Origin of the sequence: Antarcticirhabdus aurantiaca, from assembly GCF_009765365.1 — a bacterium.
Taxonomy (GTDB): Bacteria; Pseudomonadota; Alphaproteobacteria; order Rhizobiales; family Rhizobiaceae; genus Antarcticirhabdus; species Antarcticirhabdus aurantiaca.
In genome coordinates this window covers 138,358-156,988 of sequence record NZ_VTOM01000012.1, presented here as the reverse complement: position 1 = coordinate 156,988, position 18,631 = coordinate 138,358, and the positions used below count along the sequence as shown (strand labels likewise).

Genomic DNA, 18,631 nt, shown 5'->3' with positions numbered 1-18,631 from the left:
TTCCTCCTAATGGGCTCGCGATGGCCCGGCTCCATCCGGACGATGTGCCGCAGCGAACCATCTTGCACATTTACATAGCAACATCTTTTGTGCACTGCAACATGAACGCTGTGGACCGAGGCCGCATTAACCCTTCCGACCATCGATACCGTCGCTCGTTCTGGATTTGGACCGGCCTCGCCTTTATTAAAGATCCGTTAAGGGTCCTCTCGTCGTTTTCGCGCGGGCCCGCCAGATCCGCTTATGGACGGACCGCCGGAACCGCACGCATGACCAGCCGCCGCCCATGACCCGCCAGAGCGCCCCAGACATCCTCCGCATCCTGTCGAGCGAGGCCGTGCGCAGCCGCGCCGACGCGCCGCTCGCAGCCCTTATGCGGGACCTGTCGCGTTTCGTCTGGGCCAACGCGGCGGGCGCGCGCCTCCTGGGCCTCGGCACCGGGCCGCTCACCGACGCGCGGCGGGCCGCCGCGCTGCCGGTGCCCCGCCAGCTCGGCTCGGCCGCGCGGGCGCTGTCCGATTCGGGCCAGGCGCGACTCGTGCTGCGCCTGCCGGGACGCGGCCTGTCGTCGCCGCTCGACGCGGCGGATCTCCTCGTCGTCGGGGACAGGGGCGAGGACGCCTTCGTGCTCCTGGCACTGCCGGGCGACCCGTCGGCCTCCACGATCGACCCGGCCGTCCGGCTCCTGCGGGAAGCGGGCGGCGGCAACGAGAACGGCCGCCTCGCCATCCTCAACGCCGACGGCAGCCTCGCGGCCGTCGACCCGGGCTTTCCGCTGGAATGGATCGGCGACCTGCGCCGCGCGATCACCGAGTTCCGGGAGGGCGGCGCGGATCGCGCGCTGCTCGATCCGGAGGGCGCGCGCCTCGCGGCCGCGCGGCTCGCCCACGGCTTCGTCGCCCTTCGCGTCGAGCCGGCGAAGGACGAGCCCTCCATCGCGACCGGCCGAACGGCGGCGCCGTCCAACCATGCCCCGCCGCGTCCGGCCGGCTTCGTCCCTAATCGGCGCGCGCCGTTCGGCCGAAGCTGGCTGCCGGCGCCCTTGGCCGGCCTTCTGTCCGCCTGGGCCGCGGCCCCGCCCCGCGCGACCGCTCCGGAACCCGCCGGCGCCGGGACCGTGCCGGAAGCGGAGGGCAAGACGATGCCCGCTCTCTCGCCGCAAGGCGCCGGCCCCGCCGCGATCGAGCCCGAAAGCCTGGCGGGGCCGGAGGCGGCGGAGCCGGTCGCCTCGCCGCCCGCGCCCGCGCCGCTTCGGACCCGCCTTCATTCCAACTGGGGCGCGGCGCCCGCCACCGCGCCGGAAGCAGCGGTCGAAGCGGAGGCGGAGCCGCCCGTCGAAGCGGCTTCGGAGATCGTTCCGCCGACCGAGGTTCCGCTTCCGCCTGCCGACGAAACCGACGATTTCGACGCATCGATCGAGCCCCAGGCCGTGCCGCCCGTCGACCAGCCCGACATCCAAGACGAGACGAGCATGACCGAGGCAGCAAAGGTGCCGGACGAGACGACGCTGGACCCACCCGGCCTGTCCGACTTCCGCCCGCGCTTCGACGTCGGGCCGGTGCGCTTTTCCTGGCAGATCGACGCCGAGGGGCGCTTCCGCGCCCTGTCGCCGGAGTTCGCGGCCACCGTCGGGCCCCGCTCCGCCGCAGTGATCGGGCGCCCCTTCGCCGAGATCGCGGACAGCTACGGCTTCGACGCCGACGGCGAACTCGGACGGCTTCTCGCCCGGCGCGAAACCTGGTCCGGCCGCTCGATCGAATGGCCCGTGGAGAACAGCGACCGCAAGGTTCCCGTGGATCTCGCGGCGCTGCCGACCCACGGCCGCGACCGCGCCTTCGACGGCTTCCGCGGCTTCGGCATCCTGCGCCCCGGCGAGTGGGTGGAGGATCCCGAAGCGATCGGCCTCATCATCGGCGGCCACCACGTGCTCGACGAGGAGCCGGAAGACGCAGCCGCGCCGCAGGCGACGCCCGAGAACGAGAACGAGGCTCCGCTGTTCCCGACGCCCCGGCGCGAGGGCGGCCACGACGATCTGCGCGCCGCGCTGATGGCCTCCTCCGTGTTCGGCCGGCGGACCGGCGGCGGTCATCCGGCGCCCGAGCCGACGCCGGCTCCGCTTCCCGTCAACGAGGCCGCGGCGCCCGACAAGGTGATCCGGCTCGAAGAGCGGCGCCGGACCGGCCGCACCGAGGGCGTTCTCACGCCCGACGAGGTGGACGCCTTTCGCGCCATCGGCACGACGCTCGCCGAATCGCCGGACGCCGAGCGCCTGTCGCAGGCCGTCGTCGAGGCGAGCGAGCGCCTGCGCACCACCGCGGCCGACGACGAGGCGGCGGGCGACGAGGAAACGCTCGCGCTCGACCTCGGCGACCTCGAGCCGGTCTTCTCGGCCCTGCCGCTGCCGATCCTCGTCCAGATGCGCGAGACCCTCGTCGCGGCCAATGCCGAATTCCTGGAGATGACGGGCTACGAGAGCGTTTCGGCGCTGAGCGAGGCCGGCGGCCTCGCCCACCTCTTCGCCGAGCCCGCCAAGGGCGCCGCGCCCGGCGCGCTCGCCATTCGCCGCGCCGACGGATCGCTCTCGGCGATGCGCGTCCACATGCAGCGGGCGAGCGTGCGCGGGCGCTCCTGCCTCGTGATGTCCTTCAGCCCCGACGGCACGATGGCCGCGCCCGAGGCCGGCACGAGCACGGCCGAGGCGAGCGTCCTCGACGCGGCCCACCGCCTCGCCATCCTCGATTCGACGGTGGACGGCCTCGTCGTCTTCGACACCGCCAACCGCATCGAGGCCATGGACGAGGCGGCGCACGCCCTGTTCGGCATCGCGCCGGGCGACGCGGCGGGCCGCCCCTTCTCCTCGCTCTTCGCGCTGGAAAGCCAGAAGCCGCTGATCGGCACGCTGTCGGGCCTGTGGTCGGTCCAGGCGCCGGCGACCGGCTTCGTGGAGGCGCGCGAGGTCGTCGGGCGCACGGCCAAGGGCGGCTTCCAGCCGCTGATGGTCCGACTCGGCCGCTTGTCGGGGACGCGCGGCTGGTGCGCCGTCATGCACCAGGACGGCGAGCGCGACCGGATCGAGCGCGACCTCCTCGTCGCCCAGCGCCGGGCCGAGGCCGCCAACATCCAGAAGAGCCGCTTCCTCGCCAATGTCAGCCACGAGCTGAGAACGCCGCTCAACGCCATCATCGGCTTTGCCGACGTCATGGCGGCCGAAGCCTTCGGCCCGATCGGCAGCGAGCGCTACCTGGAATATCTCGCCGACATCAAGCGCTCCGGCCACCACCTCCTCGACCTCGTCAACGACCTCCTCGACATCTCCAAGATCGAGGCGGGCAAGCTCGAGCTCGACATGCGCGCGATCGAGATCAACGACCTCGTCGCCGAAACGGTCGGCCTGATGCAGACCGAGGCGCAGCGCGCCCGCGTCATCGTGCGCACCAACCTGCCGCGCTCCGTTCCGGCGGTGACGGCGGACGGGCGCTCGATCCGCCAGATCGCGCTGAACCTCCTCGCCAACGCCGTCCGCTTCACCCCGGCCGGCGGCCAGATCGTCGTCTCGACCAGCCATTCGGTCAGCGGCGAGGTGATCCTGCGCGTGCGCGACACCGGCATCGGCATGTCCCGCGAGGAGATCGAGGTGGCGCTCTCGCCCTTCGGCCAGGTGCGACCGGCCGAGCGGCCCGGGGAGCGCCGGGCAGGCTCGGAAGGCTCCGGCCTCGGCCTGCCGCTGTCGAAGGCTATCGCCGAAGCGAACGGCGCGCGCTTCTCGATCGCGTCGACGCCCGGCGAGGGCACGGTGGTGGAGATCGCCTTTCCCGCCGAACGCGTCGCGGCTGAGTAGTTTCAATGTCCGCCCACCGCCGATAATCATCGCGGCGCCCGTCGCGCCGCCTTGCTCGCGCCACGAGGAGGCGGCAAAGGGCGTCACGGCGCCGCTTCCCCCGCTGGAAAACGCCCCTTCCCGCCCAATCCGAGCCGCTTGCCGATGACTTCACCGGGCCTGCCGCCCCTTCCCGCTCCGGCACGCGCAGGGATGCCGGCGCCGCGCCGCGCCGTTCGGCGCTGGGCGGCGCTCGGGCTCGCCCTGGTGGTGCTCGCCGGCGCGCTCGGTCTCGTCGGCATGCGCCTCGGCCTCGGCGTCGAGGCCGCCAAGCGCGATCTCGTGGCGGCGCTCTCGCAAGGCGTGCGCGGAGCGGTCCGGATCGAAGGGCCGGTCAGCCTGTCGCTCCTGCCCAAGACGCGCCTGGTCGCCGACGAGGTCTGGCTGGAGCCGGGCGACGGCGGCACGATCGCGGTGCGCCGGCTCGTCGCCGAGCTCGATCCGTTGAAGGCGCTGTTCGGCTCCGCCGCGATCAAGCACCTGCGCCTCGACACGCCGCGCTTCGACCCGCCCGCCGGGGTGGGACCTGCACTTTTCGACCGGCCGCTGGACGGGCTCGAGGCCGCCGCGGCGGCGCTGACCGTGCTCGACGACGTCGGCGAGATCGAGATCCTCAACGGCTCGCTGCCGGCCGGACGGGGCGGCATCGCGCAGGCCGACCTCACCTTGTCCGGCGACCGCTTCTCCACCGCCGCCGACATCGAGGGAAGCTTCCTTTGGAACGGCGAGCGCACGAGCCTCGAAGCCTCGATCGAGCGCGCCCATGACGGCGCCGTGATCCTGGAAGGCCGGCTGGAATCGGCGGCTCTGGCCGCTTCCCTGACCGGCCGGACGCAGGCGGGACCCGACCTGCGCTTCGAGGGCGCGATGAGCCTGTCGGCGCCCTCGCTGAAGCGCGTCGCGGCCTGGCTCGGCCATGCCGGACCGCCCTTGCCCGAGGTCGGCCCCGTTTCCCTCGACGCCTCGCTGCGCCTCGACGCGGCGAGCGCCAGCCTGCCCGACGCGAAGCTGCACTTGGCCGGCAGCCGCGGGCACGGCGCCCTCGTTCTCGTGCGCGACGGTCCGGCCCGCGCGCCCGGTCGGCCGCGGCTCGACGGCTCGCTCGCCTTCGCCGACCTCGACCTGAGGACGCTCGTCGGCGCGCTGGCGCCGCTTCCCGCCGGCCCCGCCGGCCTCGACCGGCCGATCGCGGTCGGCTTTCTCGGCCTCGCCGACCTCGACCTGCGCGTATCCGCGCAGGACGCGGACTTCGGCCCCGCGCCGGTGTCCGACATCGCCGCGACGCTGCATCTCGAGCGGGGCGTCGCGACGCTCGACCTCGGCGACGCGGCGCTGCTGGGCGGCCGGGCGCGGGCGCGGCTCGTTCTCGACTCGACGCGCGCCGTTCCCCGCATCACCGGGAGCTTCGGCCTGCGCGAGGCGGATCTCGCCGCCCTCGGCCAGGCGCTGGACATCCCCTCGCCGAGCTTCGCCGGCAAGGCGGCGCTCGACGGCACGCTCGACGCGCCCTTGTCGAGCTGGGCGGACCTCGCCTCCCGGTCTCGCGTGGAAGCGCGGCTGAACGGGCGCAACGGCACGCTCGATCTCGCCGCGCTGCCGGCCGCCGATGCCGCGGCGGCGCCGCTGCTCGCGCCCGGGCTCGCAGCGCTTCCTTATTCCACGCTCTCGGCGGACCTCGTCCTGTCCGGCCCGCGCGCGATTCTCAAGGACATGGTGCTCGACGCGCCCGGCGGCCGGCTGGAGCTGCGCGGAACGATGGCGGAAACGGGCGATCTCGGGCTCCGCGGCCGCTTCGAGCCTGCCGCGCCGGTTGAGGGGAGCGCGGCCGGCATCTGGGCGCCGGACGGCCCGCGCCGCGTCGAGATCACCGGCGCCTGGCCCGCGCCGCAGGTCGCCTTGCGCCAACTCGCGGCGAGCGCTCCCGCGCCCTGACGCTCACTCCGGCTCGCGGTCCGCAGCGCCGCTGCCGCGGCCCTTCAGCGTGTGCCCGGCCTCCTTCAGCCGCATGCGGTTCGCCTCGGCCGGCGCCGGGGCGGCGACGCCCCAGTCGATCGGCTCGTCCTGCGCGTAGCGCTTGGCGAGCCGCCAGGCGATCTCGGCCTTCTGCAGCTCGGCGCCGAGATAAAAGGCGTGCGCCGGGTCGCCCTCGACCTCGATGCGGGGAAAGAAGGCGAAGGCGTCGCGCTCCACCGCGTGGATCTCGCGATTGTAGAGGTGGACCCCGTCCTCGGCCGTTTCGATGCGGTAGTTGCGGTCGCGCACGGCCCGCGCCTGCTCGGCGATCTCCTCCGGCGTCGTGGAGAAGGGCCTGACGTCGTGGACCTGCAGGAGCCCGGGGCCATAGCCGCGCGGCAGGGCCCCGTCGGCGCGCGCGGCGTACATCAGGCGCCGGGCCACGTCGTGCTCGGCGATGGTGCGCCGCGTGTGCGGGCTGACGTGGACGACGAGGAGGTTGCGGATCGAAAGCTCCGAGCAGACCCCGAGCAGCATGGCGGTGACGCCCGACGTGTCGGCATCGGTGAGCTCGGTGAGGTTGCCCGTGCCCATCATGATCTCGGCCTCCGGGTGCCGCTCGCGCAGGGCGTGGTAGCGCGCGAGCGAGGCGGCGAAGCCGAAATGGATGGGATCGAGGATCGGGTCGGCGATCGCCGCGATCCCGCGTCGCTCCGCCTCCGCCATCGCCCGTTCCAGCGAGGCCATGTCGTGCGGCCGCGCGGGCACCAGCACCGGCACCGCGCCTCCTTCGCCCGCGATGTCGAGCGTGTCCTCGGTGAGGCTGAGCAGGAAGTCGGCGCCGGCGCGCGTCGCGCGGGCCAGCTCCTCGCGGCTGGCGGAATCGACGGAGACGCTTAGCCCCGCCTCCTTCAGCGCGGCGATCGCGTCTTCGAGGTGCGGGAACGGCGTGTCCGGCAGGCAGCCGAGGTCGATCACGTCGGCGCCCTCGCCGCGCATCGCCAACGCCTTGCCGAGGATCGCCTCGACGCTCAGCGCCGAGGCGTCGACGATCTCGGCGAAGATGCACATGTCGTGGCGCGACAGGTCCGGCGGCCCGCCGGCGCGGCCGAGCCAGGCCGGCAGGTCGGCGAGCTCGTCCGGCCCCCGCTCGAAGGGCACCCCGAACACGGCGGACAGGCGGTCGAGGTCGGCGCGGCAGCGGCCGGGCAGGATCACGCGGGTGGCGTCCAACGGTCCCTTGAGGCGCCGCTCGATGATCTCGCCCGTCGCGAGCGCGGCTACCTTCACGCCGATATCGGCGATCGACCAGGACAGGGCGGCGTCGCCGAGGCTCGCCAGAACGCGCTCCAGCCGCGGCCGCGCGAGGTGGCCGGTGAGAAAAAGGAGGCGCTCGGGAGCGTTGGGGGTCTCGGTCATGCGCCGACCGGCATAGCGCGCCGCGCGGGCGCGCGGAAGCGCCGGTCTATTCGGCGGCGACCATCGCTTCGCGTCGGCGCTCGACGGGTCGGCCCGGCATGCCGCCCTCCGACAGCAGCAGCGGCGCGGAGGCGAGGTCGCCCGGCCCCGCGATGTGGGCGCGGGTCTCGCTCCCCAGGTGGCGCGGGAAGGAAGGATCCACGATGTCGGCGCCGACGAGCGCATCGATCGCGGTGGAGCCGGACACGCCGATGCGCTTGACGAGGAGGAGGTCGCGCGCCCCCAGGCGCTGCGCGAGCCAGGCGGCGAGGGTGTCCGAGGTCACCGACCAGCTCTTCTCGATGCTCGGATCGTCGAGAACGGCGCCGCGCGCGGTCCAGACCGCGATGCGGCCGCGCTCCAGAACGGCCTCGATCGCGGCCTCGTCCGCGGCCCGCTCCAGGCGCCGCCCGAGGCTTTCCAGCGCGCAGGCGAACTGCGCCATGGCGAGGATCGCCATCTCGTGCGCCGCCGCGTCGTCGTAGCCGATCGTCGCCTGATGGCGCCGCACGGCGTTGGCGAACGGGCCGCCGCCCGGCACGATCACCGTCGGGCGCGAGGAGGCTTCGACCGCCGCGATCCACCGCGACAGGTCCGGCGAGGCGGCCGAGCTGCCGCCGATCTTCACGACGAGAATGTCCTTCATCTTGCCTCCCGAGCGGCCGGGCGCCTCCTCCCGAGGCGCTGCCGCCGTCACCGTCTTGTCACATTCCGTCGCGGACAACCAGCGGGCGGGCCGGCGGGTTGCATCCAGTCGCGGCTCAGGATGTGCGCCGGCGACGGATCTCGATGCCGACCGCGTCCGGCCCGAGATCGAGCTTCTCGACGCGCACGCGAACGGCGTGGACCCGTCGGTCGGCGAGCACCGCGTCCGCGAGGTCGAGGGCCAGCCGCTCGACGAGATCGGTGTGGCCGCGCGCGGCGAGCCCCCGGATCGCATCGAGGATGAGGTCGTAGGAATAAACGTCCTCGACCCCTTCCGCGTCCGACCGGATCCGGTCGATCGCGGCTTCGACGTCGAAGCGCACGCGCTGCTCGCGGCCGCGCTCGTGCGCGTAGGCGCCGATCGCGAGCGGCAGCGTGAAGTCGGTGACGCGGATGAGGTCGTGCTCTCCCGTCTCGTTCGCGGCGGCGGGCGCCGCGCCCGTCGTCGCGTCGATCAGGCGGCGGATGCGTCGAACGGCGCGCTCGTCCACCTCGTCGGCGCGCCCGCCCCCCGTCAGCGCGCCGCGAAAGCCGAGGAAGTCCGGCCCGAGCACCGCGAGGCGCGGCACGTCCGGCGGTTCCAGCGAGCCGGCGAGACCCGACAGGAGGCCGAGGGCGCGGCACTCGGCCACGAAAGCGCCGAGCGCGTGGACCGGCCGGTGGTCCAGGAGGCGGCCGGCGCCCTTGGTCATCGTGTCCAGCATGGCGCCTCGGAAGCCGGCACCCGCAAGCGCCGGCAGGAGCGACAGGTCGGGATCGGCGTCGGCGAAGAAGACGGCAACGAGGTCCGGCTTGTTGGCGAGCCGCCCGAGCGCCTCGATCGCCGCCAGGCTCGCCTCGCGGCGCGCCGGAAACAGCCCGACCTTGACGAAGTCGGCGCTCGCCCGCGCTGCGACGGCCGAGACCAGGGCCTCGACATCCTCCAGCGGCACGTTGCCCGCCACGGCCGAGATCTGCCGGCGCCCCATGACGGCGAGGATCGTCTGCAGCAGCGTGTCGGGCTCGACGGCGCCGAGCGCTCCGTCGGCGGGGTTCTTGAGGTCGACGATGTCGGCGCCGCCCCGAATCACGGTCGCGGCTTCGAGAGGTCCCGTGACGCTCGCGAGAAGCTGGGGGCTGGGCACGGCGTCGGCTCCGGGTGGCAAATCGGCTGGGCATCCTGTCTAGCGCGGGGAACCCCCGAGCGAAAACGGGAAAAAGTCCGGTTCGTCGCGAGCAAAGGCTGCCTTATCGTCTTTGCCGGGAGAAGCGCGCGCGGCCGGTCCGCGGGCGCGCAATATGCGCTCCGCGCATTCGCCGCGCGGGGGCTCGGGGAGGAACCAGGCGTGACACGATCCGCGACCGCGTCTTCGCGCGGCCGAGCCGGCTGGCTGGCCGGCGCGGCGCTCGCTCTTCTCGCCGGCGGCGCGCTCGCGCAGACCGGCGCGGCGCCGGCCGCTCCCGCCGCTCCGGGCCCCCAAGCGGCCGCCCCGGCGCCGGGCGCGCCGGCCGCGCAGTTGATCCGCATCGGCTTCCTGCGCTCCTACGAGCGGCGGCTCGCGCTGTCGGCCCTCGACATTCCGCCCGAGTCCATCGGCCTCGCGGGCGCCGAGGTGGCGATCGCCGACAACAACACGACCGGCGCCTTCATGAACCAGCGCTTCCAGCTGGAAACCGTGACCTTGAAGCCCGGCGACGACGTGTCTGCACCGGCGCGAGCCATGATCGAGGCCGGCGTCCACTACATCGTCACCGATCTGTCGGCCGCCGACACGCTCGCCGTGGCCGACCTCGCCGCACCTGCCGGCGCGCTCGTCCTCAATGCCGGTGCGCCCGACGACCGGCTTCGCGAGGCCGACTGCCGCGCCAACCTCCTCCACACCGCGCCCTCGCGCTCGATGCTCACCGACGCCATCGCGCAGTTCCTGATGTGGAAGCAATGGCGCAACTGGGCGCTGATCTCCGGCGAGCACGAGAACGACAGGCTGTTCGCCGAGGCGATGAAGAAGTCGGCTGAAAAGTTCGGCGGCACGATCGTCGCCGAGAAGGTCTTCGCCGATGCCGGGGGCGCGCGCGCCACCGACTCCGGCCAAGCCCAGGTCCAGCGCCAGATCCCGGTCTTCCTGCAGGACCTGCCGGAGCACGACGTCGTGCTCGTCGCCGACGAGAGCGAGGTCTTCGGGACCTATATCCCCTACAACAACTGGGTCCCGCGCCTCGTCGCGGGCACGGCCGGACTGACGGCCGGCTCGTGGCACCCGGCGAGCGAGCAGTGGGGCGGCGCCCAGATCCAGAACCGCTTCGAGGAGACCGCCGGCCGGCGCATGCTGCCCAAGGACATGAACGCCTGGGCGGCGGTGCGCGTCGTCGGCGAGGCCGCCTCGCGCACCCAGTCGGTCGACCCCGCGACCATCGACGCCTTCGTGAAGGGGCCGGACTTCACCCTCGCCGCCTTTCGCGGCCAGCGCCTGACCTTCCGGCCCTGGAACTGGCAGATGCGCCAGCCGATCCTTCTGGGCACGCAGGCCGCCGTCGTGTCGGCCTCGCCCCAGGAGGGCTTCCTCCACCAGGTGTCGGAGCTGGACACGCTGGGGATCGACCAGCCGGAAAGCACCTGCTCCTTCCCCGGCTAGGCGCGGTCCGAGAATCCGCGGGCGTGCGGCCTGGAGCCTGTTATGGACCATGGTCAGGCACTAAGGTGATGACGATCCGCTCCGAAGGCCGTGCCCCCGTGTCCCTGCGTCTCCGCCTCGCCGCCTCGCTCGCCGCCGCCTTCGCGGCGATCCTCGTTCTGGGCGGGGCGCTTCTCGGGCTGGATGCGGAACGGCGGCTGCAGGCGGAGCTCGCCGCCGCCCGAACGGTGGCCACGAACCGCGTCGCCGGGCTCATCGCCGCCCTACCCGCCGCGCACGACGTCCAGGGCGAGCTCGCCGGCTTCGCGCGCTCCTTCAACGGCGACCGCCACGTCCAGATGCTGCTGGTCGACCCGAACGGCCAGGTGCGCGCCGCCTCGACGCCCGATCCGGCGCGCCAGGCCGCCCCTGCCTGGTTCGGCGCCCTGTTCGGCGCGCGGCCGCGCACGATCGTCACGCCCCTGTCGGCGGCCGCCCTGCCGGTCGCGGCCGCCGCGATCGTCATCGACCCGGCCGCCGAACTCGGGGAGATCTGGTCGGGCCTGCGCGTCAATCTCCTCGTCCTCGCGCTGTTCCTGGCGCTCGCCACCCTGCTTCTTCTCGCCGTCATCGGCCGCGCGCTGCGCCCGCTCGACGCCGTGCGCGCCGGGGTCGCGGCGATCGGCCGGGGCGAGGCGGCGGCGCGGGTGCCGGTCCGCGGGCCGCAGGAGATGGCCGCCCTCGCCCGCGGGTTCAACGACATGGCCGACCGCCTCGATGAGATGGGCGCAGCCAACCGGCGCCTCGCCGATCAGGTCGCGCGCCTCGCCGAGGAGGAGCGGGCCGAGCTCGCCCGCGACCTCCACGACGAGATCGGGCCGGCGCTCTTCGCGATCGACGTCGATGCCGGCGGCATCGAGCGCCTCGCCCGTGCCGGCGACGGCGCCGACCGCGCCGCTCTCGCCGCGCGCGCGGGCGCGATCCGCCGCTCGGCCGCCGGCGCCAAGCTCGCGGTGCGCCGCATCCTCGGCCAGCTCCGGCCGGGTCTCCTGCCCGGCCTCGGCCTTGCCGGAACGCTGCGCGAAACGATCGACGGCTATGCCCGCCGCCATCCCGAGATCGACTTCCGCCTGGAGGCCGAGGACGGGGAATGGGGCGAGGCCGTGGAGCGCCTCGTCGCGAAAGCCGTGCGCGAGGCGGTGAACAACGCCGTGCGCCATGGCCGGCCGACCCGCGTCACCGCGCGGATCAGCCGCGACGAGGGCGGGCTGCGCTTCTGCGTCGTCGACGACGGCGGCGGCCTGCCGGAAACGGGAATTGCCGGCGGCTTCGGGCTCATCGGCATGCGCGAGCGCGTCGAAGCGGCGGGCGGCACGCTGTCCGTGTCGCAGGTGCCGCTGCCCGCCGGCCTGCGGGTCGAGGGCGTCCTGCCCCTGTCCCGGCGCCCCGACGCGGTCGAACCCGAGGAGCGCGCCGCGTGAGGCTCCTCGTCGTCGACGATCACACCGTGGTGCGCGACGGCGTGCGCCGCCTCGTCGAGGCGCTCGGCCCCGCCGAGATCGGCGAGGCGGACAGTCCGTCGACGGCCCTCGCCGCCTTCCGGAGCCTGAGACCCGACGTCACCGTCCTCGACATCAACCTCAAGAACGGCAGCGGGCTCGAAGTCCTGAAGCGGCTGCGCGCCGACGATCCGAAGGCGCGCATCGTCGTCTTCTCCATGTATTCCGACGTCGTCTACGCCACCTCCGCCCGGCGCGGCGGGGCGCTCGGCTACGTGTCGAAGAGCGCGCCCTCCGACGAGCTCCTGACGGCGATCGAGAAGGCGCTGGCGGGCGAGCCTTACGTCGACGCGGAAACGGCGGCGCTGATCGCCGCCCATCCCGACGCCGCGCCCGCCACGGCCGGCGAGCTGTCGCGGCGCGAGCTGCAGATCCTCCACATGCTGGGGGAAGGGCGCAGCCTCTCCGACATCGCTGACGGGCTCGGCGTCGCCTACAAGACGGTGGCCAACACCTCGACCCGCATGAAGGAGAAGCTCGGCCTGGAGCGCACCGCCGACCTCGTGCGCTTTGCCCTGGAGACCCGCGGCGGGCGGCTTCTCGGCGGGGTGGAGGGCACGACGGGCGCCGAGGACGGGAACTAATCCCATGGCGCGCCGCGGATAAGCCAAGCTAGCCTTCCTATCGGCCCGCCGGCCCCGACGGGAGATCGGACCGGCTCCGGCATCGCTCGAGGAGGAGCGACGCCCGGACGAGGCGAAGGACGCGGCGGACACGCGCCGCGCGGGGAGGACGAATGAGGAACTGGACGCTCGGTGCGCTCGTCGCCGCGCTTGGCCTGTCGGCGGCCGGACCCGCCCACGCCTACAAGATCTTCGTATCCAACGAGCGCGGCAACGACATCACCGTTCTCGACGGCACGAGCTTTCAGGTAATCGACACCTTCGCCGTCGGCCAGCGCCCGCGCGGCATCGCGGTGAGCCCGGACGGCGCGAAGCTCTTCGTCTGCGCCAGCGACGACGACACGATCCAGGTCTATTCCACCGCCGACTACAAGTTCCTCGGCACCCTCCCCTCTGGCCCCGATCCCGAGCTCCTCGTCGTCTCGCCGGACGGCACGCGCCTCTACGCCGCCAACGAGGACGACAACCTCGTCACCGTGATCGACCTGACCACCGGCGCGCGCGTGGTCGAGATCCCGGTCGGCGTCGAGCCGGAGGGCATGGGCATCTCTCCGGACGGGCAAACCATCGTGAACACGTCGGAAACGACGAACATGGCCCACTTCATCGACCGCGACAGCCAGCAGATCGTCGCCAACGTCCTCGTCGATTCGCGCCCGCGCTTCGCCCAGTACAAGGCCGACGGCTCGGAGGTCTGGGTCTCGGCCGAGATCGGCGGCACAGTCGCCGTGATCGACGCGGCTTCGAAGGCGATCAAGCACACCGTCAGTTTCGAGGTGCCCGGCCTGCGGTCCGAATCGATCCAGCCGGTGGGCGTGCGCATCACCGATGACGGCTCGAAGGCCTATGTCGCGCTCGGCCCCGCCAACCGCGTCGCCGTCGTCGACGGCAAGACCTACGAGGTGCTCGACTACCTCCTCGTCGGCCAGCGCGTCTGGCAGCTCGCCTTCTCGCCGGACGGCAAGCACCTCTTCACCACCAACGGCATCTCCAACGACATCTCGGTGATCGACGTGGAGAACGACGAGGTCACGCAGTCGGTGCAGGTCGGCCAGCAGCCCTGGGGCGTCGCGGTCGCCGACGTACCGGCGACGACCAACTGACGACCCCGGACGCGGCCGGCCCGGGAGAGCCGCCGCGCCAATCAAGATAGTTTCGACGAGGGAGGACGAACGATATGGCGAAGGAGCTCTGGCTCTCGGCTCTGGCTGCACTCTTGGCCTTTGCCCCGGCACAGGCCGCCTGGGCGCAGACCGCGGCGCCGGCCGCGCAGGCCGCGGACGACGACGACGGGGACGACGCCGCCCCGGCAGCGGATGACGATGACGGCGACGACGATGACGATGCGGGTGCCGCCTCGCATCGCGGCGCGATGGTGCCGCCGGCGAGCGGTCTGACGATCCCGCCCGGCTCCGAGCTGATGCCGGCGAGCGCCCTCAACGGCGACCAGATCGGCCTGCCGCCGGTCTCGCTCTCCTCGCAGATCGTGACGCCCCTCGTGATCGGCTCGGACGACGACCCTTACGCCATCTCCGCCAAGGACTTCTATCTGCGCGCCGGCCAAGCCTATCGCTGGGACATGGTCTCGGAGGGCAACGTCGAGTACAAGCTCCACGCCCCCGACTTCTTCCGAAACGTCTGGATGAACCAGATCGTGATCTCCGACCGCGAGATCCACATGGCCGGTCCGCCCGCCTGGCTCGAATACGACGCCAAGGGTCCGATCACCGTCCAGTTCCAGACCATCCGCCCGGGCCGCTACGACTGGTACGTGGAAGGGCTGGAAGGCGACCGGGAGATGCGCGGAACGATCACCGTGGTGCCGTAAGGCATCCATGAGATGCGGCATCGACGCGTCTCCCTTCTCCCGCTGGCGGGAGAAGGGCCCGGCAGGGGGATGAGGGTGGCTCCTGAAGGCCGCGACCTCGAAGGGTCATCGCTTGGCCGCTTGCGCGGGCGAGACCCTCACCCGGCGCTTCGCGCGCGCCTCTCCCGGAAGCGGGCGAGGCGATCCGCGCCCCCGTCGGCCAAGTCGATGCCCCGTCCCGCTCCCATGGCCGCCGCGCCCGCCCGCTCCAGATCACCCTTATGAGCATCCTCGCCCCCGACGCGCCGGCCGCTCCCCGCTTGTCCGACGCCGGCGCCGTGCCGGCCCTGGAGGTCGCGGGCGTCAGCCACGCCTATGGCACGCGCCGGGCGCTGGACGCGGTGTCCTTCCGCGTGCCGCAGGGAAGCTTCACCGCGCTTCTCGGCCCGAACGGCGCCGGCAAGTCGACGCTCTTCGCGCTTGTCACCCGCCTCTTCAACACCCGCGCCGGCACGATCCGCATTCTCGGCCACGAGCTTTCGAAGCGTCCGAGCGAAGCGCTGCGCCGGCTCGGCGTCGTGTTCCAGGCGCGCACCCTCGACCTCGACCTGTCGATCCGCCAGAACCTTCTCTACCATGCGAGCCTCCACGGCATCGCCAAGCGCACCGCCGAAGCCCGGATCGCCGAACTCCTGTCCGGCTCCGAGCTCTTCGAGCGCTTGTCGGACAAGGCGCGCCACCTGTCCGGCGGGCAGCTCCGCCGCGTCGAGATCGCCCGCGCCCTCCTCCACCGCCCGCGCCTGATCCTGCTCGACGAGCCGACCGTCGGGCTGGACATCCGCGCCCGCGCCGAGATCGTGCGCGAGGTGCGCCGGCTCGTCGCCGACGAGGGCGTCAGCGTGCTCTGGGCGACGCACCTCATCGACGAGATCGACGCGAGCGACCGGGTGGTGGTTCTCCATCACGGCCGCGTCCTGGCCGACGGTCTCGTCGCCGAGGTGGCGGACGCCGAGAGCGCCGACACGCTTCAGGCCGCCTTCGCGCGGCTGACGGAGCTCGGGGTCGAGCGGCGCGGCGACGGAGCCTGGGTTCCGTGAGCGCGACGCTCCCCTCCCGCGACCTGCCGCGCGACACCCCTGCCGGCGCCCGCCAAGCCGCCGAGGAGCGGCCCGGCTTCCCGCTCGTCGCCTGGATGATCTGCCTCAAGGGCATCGTCTGGCGCGAGGCCCTGCGCTTCCTGCATCAGCGCGAGCGCTTCGTGTCGGCGCTCGTGCGCCCGCTCCTGTGGCTCTTCATCTTCGCCGCCGGCTTCCGGCAGGTGCTCGGCGTCTCCATCGTCGCGCCCTACAAGACCTACATCCTCTACGAGGTCTACATCACGCCGGGCCTCGTCGGCATGATCCTCCTCTTCAACGGGATGCAGTCCTCGCTTTCCATGGTCTACGACCGCGAGACCGGCTCGATGAAGACGCTGCTCGTTTCGCCCCTGCCGCGCTGGTTCCTCCTGTCCTCCAAGCTCGCGGCGGGCGTCGCCGTCGGTGTCCTCCAGACCTACGTCTTCTTCGCGATCGCCTGGTTCTGGGACGTTCGCCCGCCTTGGACGGGCTACCTCTTCGTGGCGCCCGCCGTGATCCTGTCGGGCTTCATGCTCGGCTCGCTCGGCATGCTCCTGTCCTCGCTGGTCAAGCAGCTGGAGAACTTCGCCGGGGTGATGAACTTCGTCATCTTCCCCATGTACTTCGCCTCCTCCGCCCTCTACCCGCTCTGGCGCGTCCAGGAGGCGAGCCCGCTCCTGTACCGGCTCTGCCAGCTCAACCCCTTCACCCACGCCGTCGAGCTCATGCGCTTCGCGCTCTACGGGCAGATGAACTGGCCGGCGCTCGGCATCGTTCTGGGCTGCACCACCGTCTTTCTCGGCCTTGCCATCCTCGCCTATGATCCGGGCCGCGGAATCATGGCGCGCCGGGCTCCGGGCGCAGGCTGAGGGCGCCGGAACGCTTCGCGAGGTGGGCACCTCGATCCGTCATCGACCGGGAGGAACCATGCTCCGACATCCCCGCGCGGCCCTCGCGCTTCTCGCCCCGGCCGCCCTCGCCGCCACCATGGCCGCGCCGGCCATGGCGCAGGACGGAACGGCGCCGCGCGAGATCCCCGAAGGCTTCGTCGTACCGGGCCCCACGCCGACCAACGCATCGCCCGGCAGTGAAGCGGTCCCCGCCCGCCCGGCCCCGCCCGCCACGCCGGCGCCGGGCGCCGTGCGGCCGGAAGCGCTCGCCGCAGCGCCCCCGCCCGCGACCACCGACTGGCCCTGCGTCCAGCGCAAGGTCGGCGAGATCGCCGCCGCGGCGATCTGGAGCGGGCCGGACCTCGGCGCCGCCGCCCAGGCGCCGCGCGACGCCGACATGGCGGTTCTCGTCGACACCATCGCCTCGCGCCGCACGCCCCTGCCCGACGCCGAAGCAGCCGCGCGCGCCTTCGCGGACGCCCTGCCGGTTGAGGAGCGCGCGCCCAAGGTCTCGGCCGTCTTCACCGATCTTCTCGGCCGGCTCAACGCCGAGCGCGGCCGCATCATCCGCGGCATCGAGCGCTACGGCGCCCGGCAGAAGCAGTTCGCCGAAGCGCTCCGCGAGCGCCGCGCCGCCTTCGACGCGCTGCGCGAGTCGGGCGCCGACCGCCAGGCGGTCCAGGCGGCCCGCGACGCGCTCCTCCTCGACCAGCGGATCTTCGACGAGCGGCGCCAGTCGCTGACCTATGTCTGCGAGGTGCCGACCCTCATCGAGCAGCGCGCCTTCGGCCTCGGCCGCACACTGGCGGCCTCGCTGAAGGAGTAGGCGCGCGACGGCACCGGCGCCCGTTTCCCGGATGCGAAAAGGCCCGGCCCCTTCTCGCCGAAGGAACCGGGCCTCGTTTATCCGGCGATGACCGCCCGGCTTACTTGCCCGCGGCCTGCTGGGCGTAGCTGTAGCTGTCGTTGGTGTACTCCGCGACGCGGAACCACTCGTAGACCTCGCCGCGGAACTGGCGCCAGGGCTCGTAGACCGCCTTCCACTTCGGATTGTCGTTGGTGAGCTGGCCGTAGAGCGTCTGGGCCTGCTCGTAGGACGCGTCGAGCACGTCGCGCGGGAGGGCGCGCAGCTGCACGCCCTTGCCGACCAGCGAGCGGATGGCGCGGGTGTTGTTGACGTCGTAGAGCGCCAGCATGTTGAGGTTGGTGGCCTTGGCGGCCGCGTCGAGCGCCGCCTTGTAGGGCTCGGGCAGGCCGTCATAGGCCGCCTTGTTGAACAGGAAGTGCACCGTCGGGCCGGCTTCCCAGAAGGCGGGATAATAATAGAACGGCGCCACCTGATAGAAGCCGAGCTTCTCGTCGTCGAAGGGGCCGACCCACTCCGTCGCGTCGATCGTGCCGCGCTCGAGCGCCGGGTAGATGTCGCCGCCGGCCAGCTGCTGCGGCACGACGCCGAGCGGCTCGACGACGCGGCCGGCAAGGCCCGCGATGCGCATCTTCAGGCCCTGCAGGTCGGCGACGGAGTTGATCTCCTTGCGGAACCAGCCGCCCATCTGCGTGCCGGTGTTGCCGCCGGGCAGGCCGACGACGTTGTAGTCGGCGAGGAAGGTGTTGATCAGCTCGTTGCCGCCGCCGTGATAGAGCCAGGCGTTCTGCTGGCGGGCGTTGAGGCCGAAGGGGATCGCCGAGCCGATGGCGAAGGTCGGGTCCTTGCCGACGTAGTAGTAGAGGACGGTGTGCGCCGCCTCGACGGTGCCGGCCTGCGCCGCGTCCAGCGCCTGGAGGCCGGGCACCAGCTCGCCGGCCGGGAAGACGTCGATGGCGAACTTGCCGCCGGTCATGTCGGACACCGACTTCGCCAGCACCTCGGCGCCGCCGTAGATCGTCTCCAGCGTGTTCGGGAAGGAGGAGGTCAGGCGCCAGCGCACCTGCGGCATCTCCTGCGCGATCGCCGGCGCCGCCAGCGTGCTCGCGGCCGCCGCGCCCGTGGCGAGGCCCGCGCCCCGAATGAATGAACGCCGATCCATGTCCCGGATTCCTCCCCTTTTCGACC

Annotated in this window: 14 protein-coding genes; 10 read left to right on the top strand and 4 right to left on the bottom strand. The window is 72.7% G+C overall.

Annotation, left to right across the window (positions count from 1 at the left end):
* Positions 1-286 precede the first annotated feature (286 nt).
* Together FZN60_RS15665 and FZN60_RS15660 are read left to right on the top strand one after the other, a co-directional pair.
* Positions 287-3,838, top strand: coding sequence for an ATP-binding protein (locus FZN60_RS15665; RefSeq protein WP_158874429.1), 3,552 nt, complete (start codon positions 287-289; stop codon positions 3,836-3,838).
* A 144-nt stretch (positions 3,839-3,982) separates the two neighbouring features.
* Positions 3,983-5,809, top strand: a complete 1,827-nt coding sequence (locus tag FZN60_RS15660; protein ID WP_158874428.1) for an AsmA family protein — start codon at positions 3,983-3,985, stop codon at positions 5,807-5,809.
* A 3-nt stretch (positions 5,810-5,812) separates the two neighbouring features.
* Here FZN60_RS15660 and FZN60_RS15655 read toward each other — a convergent pair whose 3' ends face one another.
* From FZN60_RS15655 to FZN60_RS15645, 3 genes are all read right to left on the bottom strand, one after another.
* Positions 5,813-7,249 (bottom strand): DUF6513 domain-containing protein, encoded by a 1,437-nt coding sequence (locus tag FZN60_RS15655; RefSeq protein ID WP_158874427.1) that lies wholly within the window; start codon positions 7,247-7,249, stop codon positions 5,813-5,815.
* Positions 7,250-7,295: 46 nt separating this feature from the next.
* Positions 7,296-7,934, bottom strand: a complete 639-nt coding sequence (locus tag FZN60_RS15650; protein ID WP_158874426.1) for an amino acid kinase family protein — start codon at positions 7,932-7,934, stop codon at positions 7,296-7,298.
* Between the two features lie 115 nt (positions 7,935-8,049).
* The gene (locus FZN60_RS15645) at positions 8,050-9,117 is read right to left on the bottom strand and encodes a (5-formylfuran-3-yl)methyl phosphate synthase (protein WP_158874455.1); all 1,068 of its coding nucleotides are present in this window, start codon (positions 9,115-9,117) and stop codon (positions 8,050-8,052) included.
* 201 nt (positions 9,118-9,318) lie between these two features.
* On the opposite strand from FZN60_RS15645, the gene FZN60_RS15640 reads away from it, so the two are divergent.
* The 8 genes from FZN60_RS15640 to FZN60_RS15605 all read left to right on the top strand — a co-directional run bounded on the left by FZN60_RS15640 (position 9,319) and on the right by FZN60_RS15605 (position 17,404).
* Positions 9,319-10,605 carry an ABC transporter substrate-binding protein gene (locus FZN60_RS15640; RefSeq protein WP_246726847.1) on the top strand — a complete coding sequence of 429 codons (1,287 nt, stop codon included), beginning with the start codon at positions 9,319-9,321 and terminating at the stop codon, positions 10,603-10,605.
* Positions 10,606-10,703: 98 nt separating this feature from the next.
* Positions 10,704-12,065 carry a HAMP domain-containing sensor histidine kinase gene (locus FZN60_RS15635; protein ID WP_158874425.1) on the top strand — a complete coding sequence of 454 codons (1,362 nt, stop codon included), beginning with the start codon at positions 10,704-10,706 and terminating at the stop codon, positions 12,063-12,065.
* Positions 12,062-12,727 carry a response regulator transcription factor gene (locus tag FZN60_RS15630; protein WP_158874424.1) on the top strand — a complete coding sequence of 222 codons (666 nt, stop codon included), beginning with the start codon at positions 12,062-12,064 and terminating at the stop codon, positions 12,725-12,727. The genes FZN60_RS15635 and FZN60_RS15630 overlap by 4 nt, the downstream gene beginning before the upstream one ends.
* A 152-nt stretch (positions 12,728-12,879) precedes the next feature.
* The gene (locus FZN60_RS15625) at positions 12,880-13,869 is read left to right on the top strand and encodes a PQQ-dependent catabolism-associated beta-propeller protein (RefSeq protein WP_158874423.1); all 990 of its coding nucleotides are present in this window, start codon (positions 12,880-12,882) and stop codon (positions 13,867-13,869) included.
* Between the two features lie 74 nt (positions 13,870-13,943).
* Positions 13,944-14,594, top strand: a complete 651-nt coding sequence (locus FZN60_RS15620; RefSeq protein WP_158874422.1) for a hypothetical protein — start codon at positions 13,944-13,946, stop codon at positions 14,592-14,594.
* Between the two features lie 260 nt (positions 14,595-14,854).
* The gene (locus FZN60_RS15615; protein WP_158874421.1) at positions 14,855-15,670 is read left to right on the top strand and encodes an ABC transporter ATP-binding protein; all 816 of its coding nucleotides are present in this window, start codon (positions 14,855-14,857) and stop codon (positions 15,668-15,670) included.
* 95 nt (positions 15,671-15,765) lie between these two features.
* Positions 15,766-16,557, top strand: a complete 792-nt coding sequence (locus FZN60_RS15610; RefSeq protein ID WP_158874453.1) for an ABC transporter permease — start codon at positions 15,766-15,768, stop codon at positions 16,555-16,557.
* A 58-nt stretch (positions 16,558-16,615) separates the two neighbouring features.
* Positions 16,616-17,404: a hypothetical protein gene (locus FZN60_RS15605; RefSeq protein ID WP_158874420.1), complete on the top strand. Its 789-nt coding sequence runs from the start codon at positions 16,616-16,618 to the stop codon at positions 17,402-17,404.
* A 100-nt stretch (positions 17,405-17,504) separates the two neighbouring features.
* On the opposite strand, the gene FZN60_RS15600 is transcribed toward FZN60_RS15605, so the two are convergent.
* On the bottom strand, positions 17,505-18,605 hold the full coding sequence (locus tag FZN60_RS15600) for a TRAP transporter substrate-binding protein (protein WP_158874419.1): 1,101 nt from the start codon (positions 18,603-18,605) through the stop codon (positions 17,505-17,507).
* Positions 18,606-18,631 lie beyond the last annotated feature (26 nt).